Origin of the sequence: Kitasatospora sp. NPDC097643 (genome assembly GCF_040302625.1) — a bacterium.
GTDB lineage: Bacteria > Actinomycetota > Actinomycetes > Streptomycetales > Streptomycetaceae > Kitasatospora.
Map to the genome: position 1 here is coordinate 35,932 of NZ_JBEOSA010000045.1, position 13,128 is coordinate 49,059.

Genomic DNA, 13,128 nt, shown 5'->3' on the forward strand with positions numbered 1-13,128 from the left:
TCGCCAGTGGCCCGGCCCCGTCACACGGGCCGGGCCACCGTCACATCCGCGAACGGGAACGGCGCGGCGCTGGCCTCCTGCTCATCTGTGACCCTCTCGGTCACGACGGCGGCCGACCTCCACGGCGAGATCCTCGACGAAGGGCGGGCCACCGGGGCAGGCACGGTGCGTGTCACCGTGCCTGCCCCTTGATCCCATGTCAGCGTGTCAGCCGGCGAGTTCCTCGCGCAGGTGGCGAGCGGCGGCGACCAGGCTGTCCAGGGAGACGCGGGTCTCCGGCCAGGCGCGGGTCTTCAGCCCGCAGTCGGGGTTGACCCAGAGCCGCTCGGCCGGGATCGCGGCGAGGCCGGCGCGCAGCAGGGCGACCGCCTCCTCGGTGCTCGGGACGCGCGGGGAGTGGATATCCCAGACGCCCGGGCCGACCTCGCGCGGGTAGCCGGCCGCGGCCAGTTCGCCGGCGACCTCCATGTGGGAGCGGGCGGCCTCCAGGGAGATGACGTCCGCGTCGAGGTCGTCGATCGCCGTCATGATCGCGCCGAACTCGGCGTAGCACATGTGGGTGTGGATCTGGGTGTCGGCGCGGACGCTGGAGGTGGCGAGGCGGAAGGCCTCGGTGGCCCAGTCCAGGTAGGCGGGGCGCCCGGCGGCCCGCAGCGGGAGGGTCTCGCGCAGGGCCGGCTCGTCCACCTGGACGACCGCGGCACCCGCGGCCTCCAGGTCGGTGACCTCGTCGCGCAGCGCGAGGGCGACCTGGCGGGCGGTGTCGGCGAGCGGCTGGTCGTCACGGACGAAGGACCAGGCGAGCATGGTGACCGGGCCGGTGAGCATGCCCTTGACCGGGCGGTCGGTCAGGCCCTGGGCGTAGCGGAACCAGTCCACCGTCATCGGGTGCGACCGGGAGATGTCCCCGGCGAGGACCGGCGGCCGCACGTACCGGGTGCCGTAGGACTGCACCCAGCCGTGCCGGGTGGCCAGGTAGCCGGTGAGCTGCTCGGCGAAGTACTGGACCATGTCGTTGCGTTCGGGCTCGCCGTGCACCAGCACGTCCAGTCCGGCCTTCTCCTGGTAGGCGATGACCTCGCGGACCTCGGCCTCCATCCGCTCGCGGTACGCCTCCGCACCGATCCGACCCGCCGTCAGATCAGCTCGGGCGATGCGCAGTTCGCCGGTCTGCGGGAAGGAGCCGATGGTGGTGGTCGGCAGCAGCGGCAGGCCGAGCCGGGCGCGCTGGGCCTCGGCCCTGACAGGGTAGGGCTGGGCCCGGCGGGCGTCGTCCGCGGTGACGGCGGCGGCGCGGGCCCGGACGGCCGGGTCGCGGGTGATCGGCGAGTGGGCTCGGGAGGCCAGGTCGGCGCGGTTCGCGGCGAGTTCGGCGGTGATCGCGCCGGTGCCCTCGCGCAGGCCGCGGGCCAGCAGTGCCGTCTCGGCGGCCTTCTGCCTGGCGAAGGCCAGCCAGCGGGCGATCTGCGGATCGATGTCGCGTTCGAGCGTGGCGTCGATCGGCACGTGCAGGAGGGAGCAGGACTGGGCGACGTCGACCCGGTCGGCGAGGCCGAGCAGGGTCGCCAGGGTGGCCAGTGACTTCTCCAGGTCATTGATCCAGACGTTGCGCCCGTCGATCACCCCGGCCACCAGCCGCTTGCCGGGCAGCCCGCCGACGGCGGCGAGGTCGTCCAGGTTGGCGGCGGCCGGGCCCGTGAAGTCCAGTGCCAGGCCCTCGACCGGGGCCTTGGCGAGCACCGGCAGGGCGTCACCGAGGCGATCGAAGTAGCTCGCGACCAGCAGCTGCGGCCGGTCGGCGAGCGCCCCGAGGTCGCGGTAGGCGCGGGCCGCGGCACCCAGTTCGGCCGGGGTGCGGTCCTGCACCAAGGCGGGTTCGTCCAACTGGACCCAGGTGGCTCCGGCGGCCTTGAGGTCGGCGAGCAACTGCGCGTAAACGGGCAGCAGCCGGTCCAGCAACGTGATCGGCTGGAAGTCCTCGTCCACACCGGGCGCCGGCTTGGCGAGCAGCAGGTAGGTGACGGGGCCGACCAGTACGGGCCGGGCGTCGTGGCCGAGCGCCAGGGCCTCCCTGAGCTCGCCGACCGCCTTGGCCGGGCTCGCCGCGAAGACCGTGTCCGGCCCCAACTCCGGGACCAGATAGTGGTAGTTGGTGTCGAACCACTTGGTCATCTCCAGCGGCGCCACCTCCTGGGTGCCGCGCGCCATGGCGAAGTACCCGTCCAGCGCGTCGGCCTCGACCGCGTCCCGGTGCCGGGCCGGGATCGCGCCGACGGCGACCGTGGTGTCCAGCACGTGGTCGTACAGCGAGAAGTCACCGGTCGGGACCTCCTCGATGCCGGAGTCGGCGAGCTGCCGCCAGTTCGCACGGCGCAGGTCGGCGGCCGTGGCCAGCAGCGCCCCGGCAGTGACCGTGCCCTTCCAGTACCCCTCGATGGCCTTCTTGAGCTCCCGGCCCCGGCCCTGGCGGGGGTAGCCGTACGCGGTGGCGAGGGTTGCCGCGGCTGCGGACTTCGTGGTCAAGGGACTCTCCTTCGCGAGTCTTTCTCCTCAAGTACCCGGGGACGGGAGGAGGGCGCGAAGGGATGACGAACCGGACGGCGGCCGCCGTGGACATGCGTGCCTGATCCGCCTGGTGTGGTCGCCGACCCGCCCTCGAGGTCACCGGATATCCGCGCGCGGATGGTCCGCGGGCGGGCAGCGGGCAGGTCTTCGGACTCGCGGGCACGCCCACCCTGTGAAGGGCGGACACCTACTGGCCGTCGCTTCCCAGGCCCGGTCGGGCCCAGTGCGTATGACGGCGGTCGTTCCCGCTCACCGCTGCGGGGCAGTCCCGGATTCCCACCGGGTTCCCTCTTGCGACGCGCCTGCCTGGCGGACAGGGCGAACCAGCTGCCCGGTCAGCTTAGGGGCAGGCAACGCGAACTGACGCGGAAACCACGAAACGCGTCCGCGTGACCCGGCCGACGGTCAGGTGCGCGTCGAGGTGTCGGGCGTGCGCGGCAGGGTCGATCTACCTGCGCGCCTCGATCAGGAAGCGGGCCGAGTGCGCGACGAACGGGCCCTGGGTGCGGATCTGCTCGTCGAGCTCGCGCAGCCGCTCCCGGTACGCGTCGACGGTGAAGCCCGGCACCATCCAGATCACCTTGCGCAGGAAGTACACCACCGCGCCGATGTCGAAGAACTCCATCCGCAGCCGCTCCGAGCGCAGGTCCACCACCTCCAGCCCGGCGGCCCGCGCGTCCGCGCTCTCGATCTCGGGGCGGCGGCCCTCGCGGGCCTCGGGCAGCGGGCCGAGGAAGTACTCCACCAGCTCGAAGACGGAGGCCGGCCCGACGTGCTGGGCGAAGTAGCTGCCGCCCGGCCGCAGCACCCGGGCGATCTCCGCCCACCAGGGCTTCACCGGGTGCCGGCTGCTGACCAGGTCAAAGGCCGCGTCGGCGAACGGCAGCGGCGGCTCGTCCGCGGCCGCCACCACGACCGCGCCCAGCGGGTGCAGCAGCCCGGTGGCGCGCGCCACGTTCGGCGGCCAGGACTCGGTGGCGGCCATCGTGCGCGGCATCCCGCCGGCCCGTACCGCCCCGGCCAGCACCTCGCCGCCGCCCGTCTGCAGGTCCAGCGCCGCCTCGACGTGCGCCAGGCGTTCGCCCAGCAGCCGCTGGTAGCCCCAGGACGGGCGCTGTTCGGTGGCGCGCCCGTCCAGCCAGGAGAAGTCCCAGCCGTCCACGGACGCCGCCTCGGCCTCGGCGATCAGTTCCTCGAAGGTGCGCATGCCCGCATCATGGTGCCGTCGCGCCCGCCCGGCCACCCGTTTTTCTCCCCGGAGCGGCCGCCTCAACCGCCTCCGTACCGCAGCACCGTTCCCACGACCACGGCCAGACTGCCCGCCGCGATCAGGCCGCTCGCCGGCTCCGTGCCTGCGCCGTCCGCCTCGAAGGCCACCAGCACACCCGGCGGCTCGCCGCACTGCCGCTCGACCAGCCTTCGCTCCTGCGGCGTCGGCGCGCGGAACACCGGATCCTGGAAGGCCGCCGGGCAGCGGACGTACAGCGGGTCGGCGAACACCAGCTCCAGGCCGTGGTGGTACGCCAGGTCGTAACCGGCGGCCAGCCTCAGCTCGCCCGGGCACCACGACCAGACGTCCCAGTCCCACCAGGAGCCCTGGGGCAGGTCGATCACACCGGCCACCCGGCCCGGCTGGGCGGTGCCTCCGCGATGCGCGGATGGCGGACGGCCTCCAGCTCGCCGTCGGCCAGCAGGTCCGCGATCAGCGCCTCCGAGCCGAACACCTCGGTGGCGCTCAGGTCCCAGTCGGAGAGGACGAACCAGGAACGGTCCAGCGGCCACCAGTGGGCGGGGAACGCCAGACCGGTCGAGCGGGCCGGTCCCCGGCAGGCGTCGTGGTGCGCCACCGCCTCCGCCAGCCGGCCCCGGTGCGCCGGGACCGGATCCCCCAGGTCCTCGATCGCCGCCTGCGCCCAGTAGCACTCCGTCGCCGGGCCCTCGGCGCTGTGCCGGGCCAGGATCTGCACCAGCCGCTCCAGGCACGCCCGGTCGGGCTCGCCGCTGTCCGGGTAGTCGACGCCGTCCGGCCGCACCCCGGGGCCGAACACCCGCGTCGACAGGGTGGACGGCCAGTCCGCGAGCCGTCGGCCGGACTCCGCCAGCACATCGGCCCAGCGCACCCGCTCCCCGCCCACGTACATCGAGTGCAACACCCAGCAGTGGTCCGCGAAGCCGTCCTCCGGCCCGCCCGGCTCGTACCCCAGCACGGCGTCGCCCGCCTCCAGCAGCGGCCGCATCCCGCCCAACGGATCATCCTCCCGCAACCGCTCCACGCCGCACCACCCGTCCGCTCGGAAAACCACTGTCCAGCCCATCTTGAGCTCCGCGAGGATAGCGCCATGACGAACCGGACGATCCCGTCGGAGGGTGAGCAGACCGAGGCCTACGGCCTCTGCCTGGTCGCCAACGTCGCGCAGGAGACGGCGCACGGGCCGGACGGCCTCGACCTCCAGCGCGGCCTGCGACACTTCGCACCAGGCGCCAAGCTGTGGATCGCCGTGCCCCGCTGGGACTTCGGTGACGGACAGGTGATCGTGGCCGGCCGACACCGGGGCAACGGCCGCCGCTACGTCACCCTCGTCACCAACCTGCGCCACCTGGAGAACTTCCGCGTCCAGGGCGTCTACAGCCCCGCCCTGCTGCGCGCCCTGACCCGCGAGGCGGGCAGCCACGCCGACGCCCACGGGCTCTGGCCGGAGGAATGGGCCGAGCAGCTCGCGGCCTCGTGCAACCTGCGGAGGCTCAGAGCCCGCGTCCCCTCACCCGTGGAGTCCTCGACGCCATGACCCACTCCTCCTCCGGCGTCGGTCGGTTCTACGACGCGTTCGCGGCCGGGTACCACCTCCTCTACCCGGACTGGAACGCCTCCGTCGCCCGGCAGGGCGCCGCCCTCGACGCCCTGATCCGCAGCCGACTCGGGGACGAGCCCTCCCACGCGACCTCCCGAACGCCCTCCGAAGCACCCCTCGACGCACCCCTCGACGTGCTCGACTGCGCCTGCGGCATCGGCACCCAGGCGATCGGGCTCGCCGCCCGGGGCCACCGGGTCACCGGCACCGACCTCAGCCCGGTGGCAGTCGCCCGCGCAGCCGCCGAGGCCGCCCGACGCGGCCTCCAGTTACCCGTCGCGGCCGCCGACATGCGTCAACTCCCCTTCACCGACGGCTCCTTCGACGTCGTCGTGTGCGCCGACAACGCTCTCCCCCACCTGCTCACCGCCGCCGACGTCCGCGCCGCCCTCACCGCCATGCGCCGCACCCTGCGCAGCGGCGGGCTCCTCCTGCTCTCCACCCGCCCCTACGACGAGTTGCGCCGGCACCGCCCGACCGCGACCCCGCCGCAGACCGCCGAACACGACAGCCGGCGGTCCGTCATCTTCCAGCTCTGGCAGTGGCACGAGGACGGCGAGCGGTACGACCTGGAGCTGTTCCAGCTGTCCGCCCCAGACGACACCGGCCCCACCGACCAGTGGCAGGTCGACGTCCACCGCTCCACCTACTGGGCCCTCACCCAGGCCCAGTTGACCGCCTTCGCCACCGAGGCCGGCTTCACCTCCGTCAGCTGGGAACCGCCCGCCCGCACCGGCTTCTTCCAACCAGTGATGATCGCCCGCGCAGCGTGACAAGGGGCCCGACGACGCCTGGCGCCTGGAACTCGACCTCCCCGTCCTCGCCGACCTGCGCACCACCATCCCACCCGCCGACCTCCCCACCGTCATCGCCGCCACCTTCGGCCGGCCCTCCGACGACAGCGTCCGGTGAGGGCCCATGTATCGTCCTCGGGGCCCACGGAGGGCACGTCCCCTGAGCGGCTGAGGAGGTCCATCGTGGCCGGTGAACGGCTCGAAGCCGAGTGGGTGCGCGGCTGGTGCCAGCAAGCGGACACGGCTCTCCTGGAACTGGCGGCCTCCTTCGAGGCCCGGCACGGCTTCCCGCCGGGCCAGAACGTGGTCACCCGAGCAACGGACGAGAGCCACAAGGCCACGGAGGCGCTCGTAGAACTGACGCCGATCCCCTCGGACCTGACGACGATGTACTGGGTGATCCGCGAGGTCTCCCTGCCCGACGTGGACAACGGCTACTTCGTCCACCCGGCCACCACGGTCGCCGGTCACTTCCGCGAGTACGGAGCCATCCAGATCCCCGGGGAGGAGCCTGCCCTGGTATTCGCCAGCGACGGCGGCGGCCACCTCTTCGCCCTGTCCGGCTCCGGCCGCGTCTGGCGGTCCACCACCGCCTCGTGGTCCGACCAGTTCGACCTGGCCGCTTCCGACCTCCAGGACTTCTTCGAAGGACTGGCCCGGCAGATCAGGCGTCAACTCTGACCAGCGGCACTCTCATTCCACACGGCGGTTCCACCAACGCCCCCTGCCCCCACCGACCGTCGTCCCCTCGGGGTCGACACAAGCGCCCAACCACCTCCACCATCCGAGCGGAGCCGCCCTACGGAGCCACCTCACCAGCGCGGCCACACAAACGCTCCCGTCACGCACCGCCCTCTCAGGGTCAACACATGCGGTCAACCACCTCCGCAACCCGGTCAGCCCCGTCCTCCCGCGCCACCAAACCAGCCGCCGCCACCGCCCGGGTGCGGTGGGTCGGATCCTCGACGGCCTGGCGGATGGCGTGGGCCAGGTGTTCAGCGGTCAGGCGGGCGTGTGGGATGGGGGGTGGGGCCGTGCCGAGGTGGGTGAGGCGGGCGGCCCAGAAGGGTTGGTCGGCCAGGACGGGGACGGGGACGCTGGGGATGCCGGCCCGGAGGGTTGCGGCGCTGGTGCCGGCTCCGGCGTGGTGGACGGCGGCGGCCATCCTCGGGAAGAGGTCGGAGTGCGGGAGTTCGCCGACGGTGAGGACGTCGTCCCCGTCGGCCGCGAGACCGGCCCAGCCGGACTGGAGGATGCCGCGGACCCCGGCACGGCGCAGCGCGTCCACGGCGAGTGCACTCAGCCGTTCGCCCTGGCCTGCGGCCATGCTGCCGAAGCCGATGAACACCGGGGGCGGCCCGGCCTGGAGGAAGTCCTCGACTTCGGCGGGGAGGCGGTAGTCGGCCGGGACGTGCGGCCACCACGGGCCGACCACCCTCAGGCCCTCGCGCCAGTCGGCGGGGCGTGGCACGAGGGTCGGGCTGAAGCCGTGCAGGACCGGCCAGTTCGCGCGTTCGCGGGCCCGGCGCTGGGCGGTCTGGGAGCGGGCGGGCAGGCCGAGGCGGCTGCGCAGGCGGCGGGCCGCGTCGGCGTGTAGGCGGTCGACGACGCGTTGGCCGAGAGCACCGGCGGCCCGGTTGCCCCAGCGGCCGAGGGATCGGGTGGTGCCGACGACGGGTGGGAACTCCCTGGTGGGAAGGGTTGGTTGGAGGTAGACGCCGAGGCTGGGGATGTCCATGGCCTCGGCGAGGTGCCACCCGAGCGGGGCGGTGGTGGTGGCGAGCAGGAGCAGGTCGGCGCCGGGGACTGCGGCGTCGGCGAGGCCGTCGCCGAGGCGGTCGATGAAGGCGGCGGCCTTCGCGAGGAGGCCGGAGCGGCCACCGCCGGAGTCGGACGGGTTGGCGCGTGGATCCGCCGGGAGCGGACGGAAGTCGAGGCCGCTGTCGGTCACCATCGTGCCGAAGGCCTCGGGTGCGGCGAGCGCGACCTGGTGGCCCGCGGCCCGCAGGTGGGCACCGAGGCCGGTGTACGGGGCGACGTCGCCGTGCGAGCCCGCGGCCATGACGAGGATCCTCACCGCTGCTCCTCCTGGGTACTCTCGGCGTGGACGCTCCCGGTGCGGCGCTCGGCGTTGAGGCCGATGGCCGCCCGCAGGTATCCGGCGAGGCCGGGGCGTTGCTGGGCGGGCGGGACAACGAGGGCGAAGGAGCGCGGGTCCGCCTCGTAGTCGTCGGCGATCCGGCAGTGCATCTCGGGCGGGCAGGGTGTGAACCAGCGGGTGATGTGCTGCCGGTGCTCCTCGGCGAGGTCCAACACCTGCCGGTCGGCGGCGGGCAGGCCCTGGTCGAAGGCGCCGAGGAGGGAGGCGCGCCAGTCGGCGGCCTCGGCCATCAGCCGCCGCCAGTCCTCCTTGGAGTGGGTGGCGGCGCGGGCCAGGGCCTCCTGGTGTCCTTCGCGGTCGCCCCACTTGAGGTGGGCGTCGGTGGCGTAGCTGAGGTCGAAGACCACGTCACCGAAGACCTCGAAGCGCTCCTCCGGGGTGAGCTCGACTCCGGTGGTGTGCACCTCGATGGCCTGTTCGGCGACCTCGACCAGTTTCTGCAGCCGGGTGATCTGTTCGGTGAGGGCCTGGCGGCGGGCCTTGAGGTGGTCGAGCGCGTTGGCCCGGGGGTCCGCCAGGATGGTGGCGATCTCGTCGAGCGGGAAGCCGAGCTCCCGGTAGAAGAGGATCTGCTGGAGCCTGGCGAGGTCCGCGGAGTTGTAGAGCCGGTAGCCGGCCGGGCTGCGTTCGCTGGGCGACAGCAGCCCGGACCGGTCGTAGTGGTGCAAGGTCCGCACCGTGACCCCGGCGAATCCGGAGACCTGCCCCACCGACCAGCTCATCTGCCCCACCTCGTCCTTGTGCCTGCTGCTCCGCCGCCGGTGGTCGTTCGTCCGCCGCCGGGGCCCGTGCCGTTCCGTTGCCCCCACCCTGCGGCCTGACGTGGGGTAAGGGTCAAGACCCGCAGGTCAGCGACCTGGACCGGGCCGGGACACGCAACAGAACCGCCGGTCAGGTCTCGCGCTGCGGGTGGTACTCGGACTCGGGTATGCCGAAGGTCCAGGCGACGCCGGCCCGGGCGGTGCGGGTCCCGGGCGGGACGCGGAGCCAGTAGGTGCGGAAGGTGCCGTCGGGCTCGGCGGTCGAGTTGACGACCTCGACCATGACCACCGGCTCGTCGTCGGGCAGGACGATCCGCCAGAGCACCCCGGTCTCGTCGCGGTGGATCGGCTCGGCGCCGGAGTCGACGAGGTAGCGGTCGTAGCCGTAGTGCTCCAGCAGGACACGGCGGAGTTCGGCGTTCTCCTCGGTACGGATCCGGTCGGCGGTGACGGAGCCGAGACCGGCCAGGAACTCTGCGGGGACCGGCATGCCGCGCCAGGCGTGCAGGGCGAAGCCGTCGGGGTACTCCAGGGCGGGGCCGTCGGCCCGGTCGAGCCGCCCGGCCTCGTCGCGGTGCAGCGCGACCGGCCGTTCGCTGACCAGGGCGACGTCCTGGTACGGCCACCACCAGCCGGCCTCGCGCGCCACTTCGGCCAGCGGTGCGACGGCGGCGCCGGCCCCGGCGGCCTCCAGGGCGGCGAACCAGGGCGCGTCGTGCTGGCCGCGCACCGCGTCGAGCAGGGCGAGGCGGGCGGTGGTTCGGCGGGCCCGGGCGGCCTCGGCGGCCTCGCGCGAGCCGGCCTCCTCGCGGTCCACCTCCGGGGCGAGGCGGTCGAGGACGGCGTTGCGGACCCGGTCGGCGAGCGGGGTGGTGACCGGGCCGAGTTCACCGCCGGTGAGCGCCCAGTGCGCGGCCCACCCCGCCGGGCCGACCTCGGCGACGGCCTGCCGCCTGGCCTCCTCCCACGGCGCCGTGCGGACGGCCTCGCGCACGCTCACCGCGCCGCCGGCGCGCAGCCGCAGGGCCTCCTCCGCCGCCGCGAACGGCGAGCCGAACCAGCGCACCTCCACGGGCTCGGCCAGCTCGGCCGCCCGGTAGGCGGCCCGGACCGCGTGCTCGACCGCCGCGCGGTCGGCGGGCCCGGTGGCCGCCGCCACGACCCGCCAACGGGCCGTCACCTCGGCGGGACCGGCCGCCTCGACCGTCACCATCGCCGCCCCCGTCACCACCTCCGTCACCACGCCGGGCATCACCGTCTCCACCGTCTCCATCCTCTGCTCCGTTCCCGGCCGGGCTCCCCACCCGGCCATCCGCTTCCGTTCCAGCCCGCGCCACGCGCCCTGCGCCGCGCACCCGTACCCCCACGCCCGGGGGGGCACGGCTCAGTCCGCGACCACCCGCACCGCGCCCGGCGTGTACTCGCGCTGACGCACCACCCGGTACCAACCCTTGGGCAGTGGTATCGCCGCGTGCTCCTCGTGCACCACCCGGCCTCCGTCGGGCAGGTGCAGCCAGCCGGCGCCGAACGGCCCGGCCTCCCGGCGCAGCTCCCCCGGGCCGACCACGGCGTGCGCGTGGCCAGTGACCTCACCGAGCGCGAGCACCATCCGGCCCCGCACGTCCCGCGGCTGCACGGCCAACCCGCCGACCCGCGCCGGCACGGCGCCCTCCGCGACCGGCACGATCAGCACATCCCCCTGGCGGTACATCAGTCCTCCCTCGCCGTACGACCGGACGCCGGCGAACGCCGGAACCCGGGCTCCGCCGTGCCGTTGCCGGTCACGCTCCGGAGCCACGACCAGAACATAGAGCAAGGGTCTGACAATCCCGGGTGGCCCCGAGCCGTCGCACCCAGTCCCCCGATCCGCTCCCTGACCTGTGCCCCGACCCGGCCGCCGGATTGTCGGACCCGGCTGGTAGACAGATGTCCGGCCCCGACCACTGAGGAGCAGCGCATGACCGTCAACCACCACATCGAGCAGTTCCACGGTCTCCCGGTCTTCGACTTCGTGCGTGCCGTGGACGAGGCCGGGCAGAAGGTGGCCGCCGGTGGCGTTCCCGACCGGCTGCCGGAGGCGGGCTCGGTCGCCTGGAAGATCGGCCTGGAGTACGGCTCCGAGGAGACCTTCGCCGAGCGCTGGGAGGAGTTCCTCGACACCGTGGACGCCGACCGGGTCACGGCCGTGGTGATCGGGCTCTGGTCGGAGGACGATCCGGGCGACTTCCCGCAGGCGCTGGCAGCGATCCTCGGCTCGGCCTCCCGGCTGCCCGCCCTGCGCGGACTCTTCGTCGGCGACATCACCTACGAGGAGTGCGAGATCTCCTGGCTCCAGCTGAGCGACCTGACGCCGCTGCTGACCGCCTTCCCGGAGCTGACCGAGCTGGTGGTGCGCGGCGGCGCGGAGGACTGGGACGGCGGCACCGGTCTGACGCTCACGCCGCTCCGCCACGACCGGCTGACGGCGCTGCGCTTCGAGTCCGGCGGCCTGCCTGGCCACGTCGTCCGGGCGGTGGCCGGCTGCGACCTCCCCGCGTTGGAGCGCCTGGAGTTCTGGCTCGGCGTCGCCAACTACGGCGGGGACGCCACGATCGACGACCTCGCGCCCTTCCTGGACGGCTCGCGCTTCCCGGCACTGCGCCACCTCGGCCTGCAGAACAGCGAGCTCCAGGACGAGATCGCCGCCGCCGTGGCGCACGCCCCGGTGGTGGCCCGGCTGGAGTCGCTCAACCTGTCCATGGGCGTGCTCTCCGACCAGGGGGTGACGGCCCTGCTGGAGGGCCAGCCGCTCACCCACCTGCGCTCCCTCGACCTGCGCCACCACTTCGTCACCGAGGAGATGCAGGAGCGGCTCCGCGAGGCCCTGCCCGGCGTCTCGATCGACCTCTCCGACCCGCGCCGGCCCGACGACCAGCGGCGCTACACCGCTGTGGCCGAGTAACCGGCACCGTCCGAACCGATCACCCGAACCGACCGCCAGAACGTCCCGTCCGCTCACCCGCCAGGAACCGCCATGACCGTCAACGACCACCTCGGCCGCTTTCACGGGCTGCCGATCCACGACTTCACCCCCACCGGCGACCCCCGCCGGCTCCCCAAGCCCGGCGACGCCGCCTGGCGACTCAGCGTGGAGTACGACGCCGAGCAGGGCTTCCCGGAGCTCTGGCGGAGCCTGCTCGACACCGTCGACCCGGCCGGGATCCGCGCCGTGGTCATCGGCCCCTGGTGGTCCGGCGACTACAGCCCGGTGGACACCGTCATCGCCACCATCACGGGCGACGCCGAGCGGCTGCCCGCCCTGGAGGCGGTGTTCCTCGCCGACGTGACGTACGACGAGTGCGAGATCTCCTGGCTGACGCTGGGCGACGTCACGCCGCTGCTCACCACCTTCCCCGGGCTGACCGAGCTGGCCGTGCGCGGCGGCATGGACCTCGTGCTCAAGCCGGTGCAGCACGAGAAGTTGACGGCGCTGCGCTTCGAGTCCGGCGGTCTGCCCGCCGAGGTCGTCCGGGCGGTCGGGGGCTCCGAACTCCCGGCCCTGGAGCGCCTGACGTTCTGGCTCGGCGTGGGTGAGTACGGCGGCGACGCGACGCTCGACGACCTCGCGCCCTTCCTGGACGGCGCACGCTTCCCGGCCCTGCGCCACCTCGGTCTGGCCAACAGCGAGCTCCAGGACGAGATCGCCGCCGCCGTGGCGCACGCCCCGGTGGTGGCCCGGCTGAGGACGCTCGACCTGTCCATGGGCGTGCTCTCGGACGAGGGCGCCGCCGCCCTGCTGGAGGGCCAGCCGCTCACCCACCTGGAGATCCTGGACCTGCACCACCACTACCTGAGCGAGGAGATGCAGCAGCGTCTGACCGACGCCCTGCCCGACGTCGTGGTCGACCTCGGCGAACCCGAGGAGGCCGACGAGGACGACGACCGCTACGTCGCGGTCGCCGAGTAGCGACGAGAGGCCGGAAGCACATGAACCGGAAGCAAGCGGGCTGGTGACGACA

At 73.7% G+C, this 13,128-nt stretch carries 13 protein-coding genes and 1 riboswitch; of the genes, 5 read left to right on the forward strand and 8 right to left on the reverse strand.

The genetic code is table 11. The features are described 5' to 3' along the window. Positions 1–207: 207 nt before the first annotated feature. The 4 genes from metE to ABTY15_RS25705 all read right to left on the reverse strand — a co-directional run bounded on the left by metE (position 208) and on the right by ABTY15_RS25705 (position 4,811). Positions 208–2,523, reverse strand: a complete 2,316-nt coding sequence (gene metE / locus ABTY15_RS25690; RefSeq protein ID WP_350599907.1) for a 5-methyltetrahydropteroyltriglutamate--homocysteine S-methyltransferase — start codon at positions 2,521–2,523, stop codon at positions 208–210. Positions 2,524–2,686: 163 nt separating this feature from the next. Further along, a riboswitch (cobalamin riboswitch) is annotated at positions 2,687–2,908 on the reverse strand. A 105-nt stretch (positions 2,909–3,013) separates the two neighbouring features. Then, the gene (locus ABTY15_RS25695) at positions 3,014–3,772 is read right to left on the reverse strand and encodes a methyltransferase domain-containing protein (protein WP_350599909.1); all 759 of its coding nucleotides are present in this window, start codon (positions 3,770–3,772) and stop codon (positions 3,014–3,016) included. A 62-nt stretch (positions 3,773–3,834) separates the two neighbouring features. Beyond that, on the reverse strand, positions 3,835–4,179 hold the full coding sequence (locus tag ABTY15_RS25700; protein ID WP_350599910.1) for a hypothetical protein: 345 nt from the start codon (positions 4,177–4,179) through the stop codon (positions 3,835–3,837). After that, on the reverse strand, positions 4,176–4,811 hold the full coding sequence (locus ABTY15_RS25705; RefSeq protein WP_350599913.1) for a hypothetical protein: 636 nt from the start codon (positions 4,809–4,811) through the stop codon (positions 4,176–4,178). The genes ABTY15_RS25700 and ABTY15_RS25705 overlap by 4 nt, the downstream gene beginning before the upstream one ends. 93 nt (positions 4,812–4,904) lie before the next feature. Here ABTY15_RS25705 and ABTY15_RS25710 point away from each other — a divergent pair, with 93 nt between their 5' ends. The 3 genes from ABTY15_RS25710 to ABTY15_RS25720 all read left to right on the forward strand — a co-directional run bounded on the left by ABTY15_RS25710 (position 4,905) and on the right by ABTY15_RS25720 (position 6,889). Then, complete coding sequence (locus ABTY15_RS25710) at positions 4,905–5,351, forward strand: hypothetical protein (protein ID WP_350599915.1); 447 nt, start codon at positions 4,905–4,907, stop codon at positions 5,349–5,351. Beyond that, a complete protein-coding gene (locus ABTY15_RS25715) occupies positions 5,348–6,187 on the forward strand; it encodes a class I SAM-dependent methyltransferase (RefSeq protein ID WP_350599918.1) in 840 nt (279 codons plus the stop codon). Before ABTY15_RS25710 ends, ABTY15_RS25715 begins: the two co-directional genes overlap by 4 nt. Before the next feature lie 204 nt (positions 6,188–6,391). After that, positions 6,392–6,889, forward strand: a complete 498-nt coding sequence (locus ABTY15_RS25720; RefSeq protein ID WP_350599920.1) for a hypothetical protein — start codon at positions 6,392–6,394, stop codon at positions 6,887–6,889. 181 nt (positions 6,890–7,070) lie between these two features. Here ABTY15_RS25720 and ABTY15_RS25725 read toward each other — a convergent pair whose 3' ends face one another. The 4 genes from ABTY15_RS25725 to ABTY15_RS25740 form a co-directional block, all read right to left on the reverse strand. Beyond that, positions 7,071–8,285 carry a glycosyltransferase gene (locus ABTY15_RS25725; protein WP_350599922.1) on the reverse strand — a complete coding sequence of 405 codons (1,215 nt, stop codon included), beginning with the start codon at positions 8,283–8,285 and terminating at the stop codon, positions 7,071–7,073. After that, positions 8,282–9,091, reverse strand: coding sequence for a MerR family transcriptional regulator (locus tag ABTY15_RS25730; protein WP_350599925.1), 810 nt, complete (start codon positions 9,089–9,091; stop codon positions 8,282–8,284). Before ABTY15_RS25730 ends, ABTY15_RS25725 begins: the two co-directional genes overlap by 4 nt. 169 nt (positions 9,092–9,260) lie before the next feature. Beyond that, the gene (locus ABTY15_RS25735; protein WP_350599996.1) at positions 9,261–10,343 is read right to left on the reverse strand and encodes a DUF6745 domain-containing protein; all 1,083 of its coding nucleotides are present in this window, start codon (positions 10,341–10,343) and stop codon (positions 9,261–9,263) included. A 171-nt stretch (positions 10,344–10,514) separates the two neighbouring features. After that, the gene (locus ABTY15_RS25740) at positions 10,515–10,841 is read right to left on the reverse strand and encodes a DUF8820 family protein (protein ID WP_350599927.1); all 327 of its coding nucleotides are present in this window, start codon (positions 10,839–10,841) and stop codon (positions 10,515–10,517) included. A gap of 246 nt (positions 10,842–11,087) precedes the next feature. Here ABTY15_RS25740 and ABTY15_RS25745 point away from each other — a divergent pair, with 246 nt between their 5' ends. Together ABTY15_RS25745 and ABTY15_RS25750 are read left to right on the forward strand one after the other, a co-directional pair. Continuing rightward, positions 11,088–12,071: an STM4015 family protein gene (locus ABTY15_RS25745; RefSeq protein WP_350599929.1), complete on the forward strand. Its 984-nt coding sequence runs from the start codon at positions 11,088–11,090 to the stop codon at positions 12,069–12,071. A 72-nt stretch (positions 12,072–12,143) separates the two neighbouring features. Next, entirely contained in the window at positions 12,144–13,076 is a 933-nt protein-coding gene (locus ABTY15_RS25750) for an STM4015 family protein (protein WP_350599931.1), read from the forward strand. The last annotated feature ends 52 nt before the right edge of the window (positions 13,077–13,128 follow it).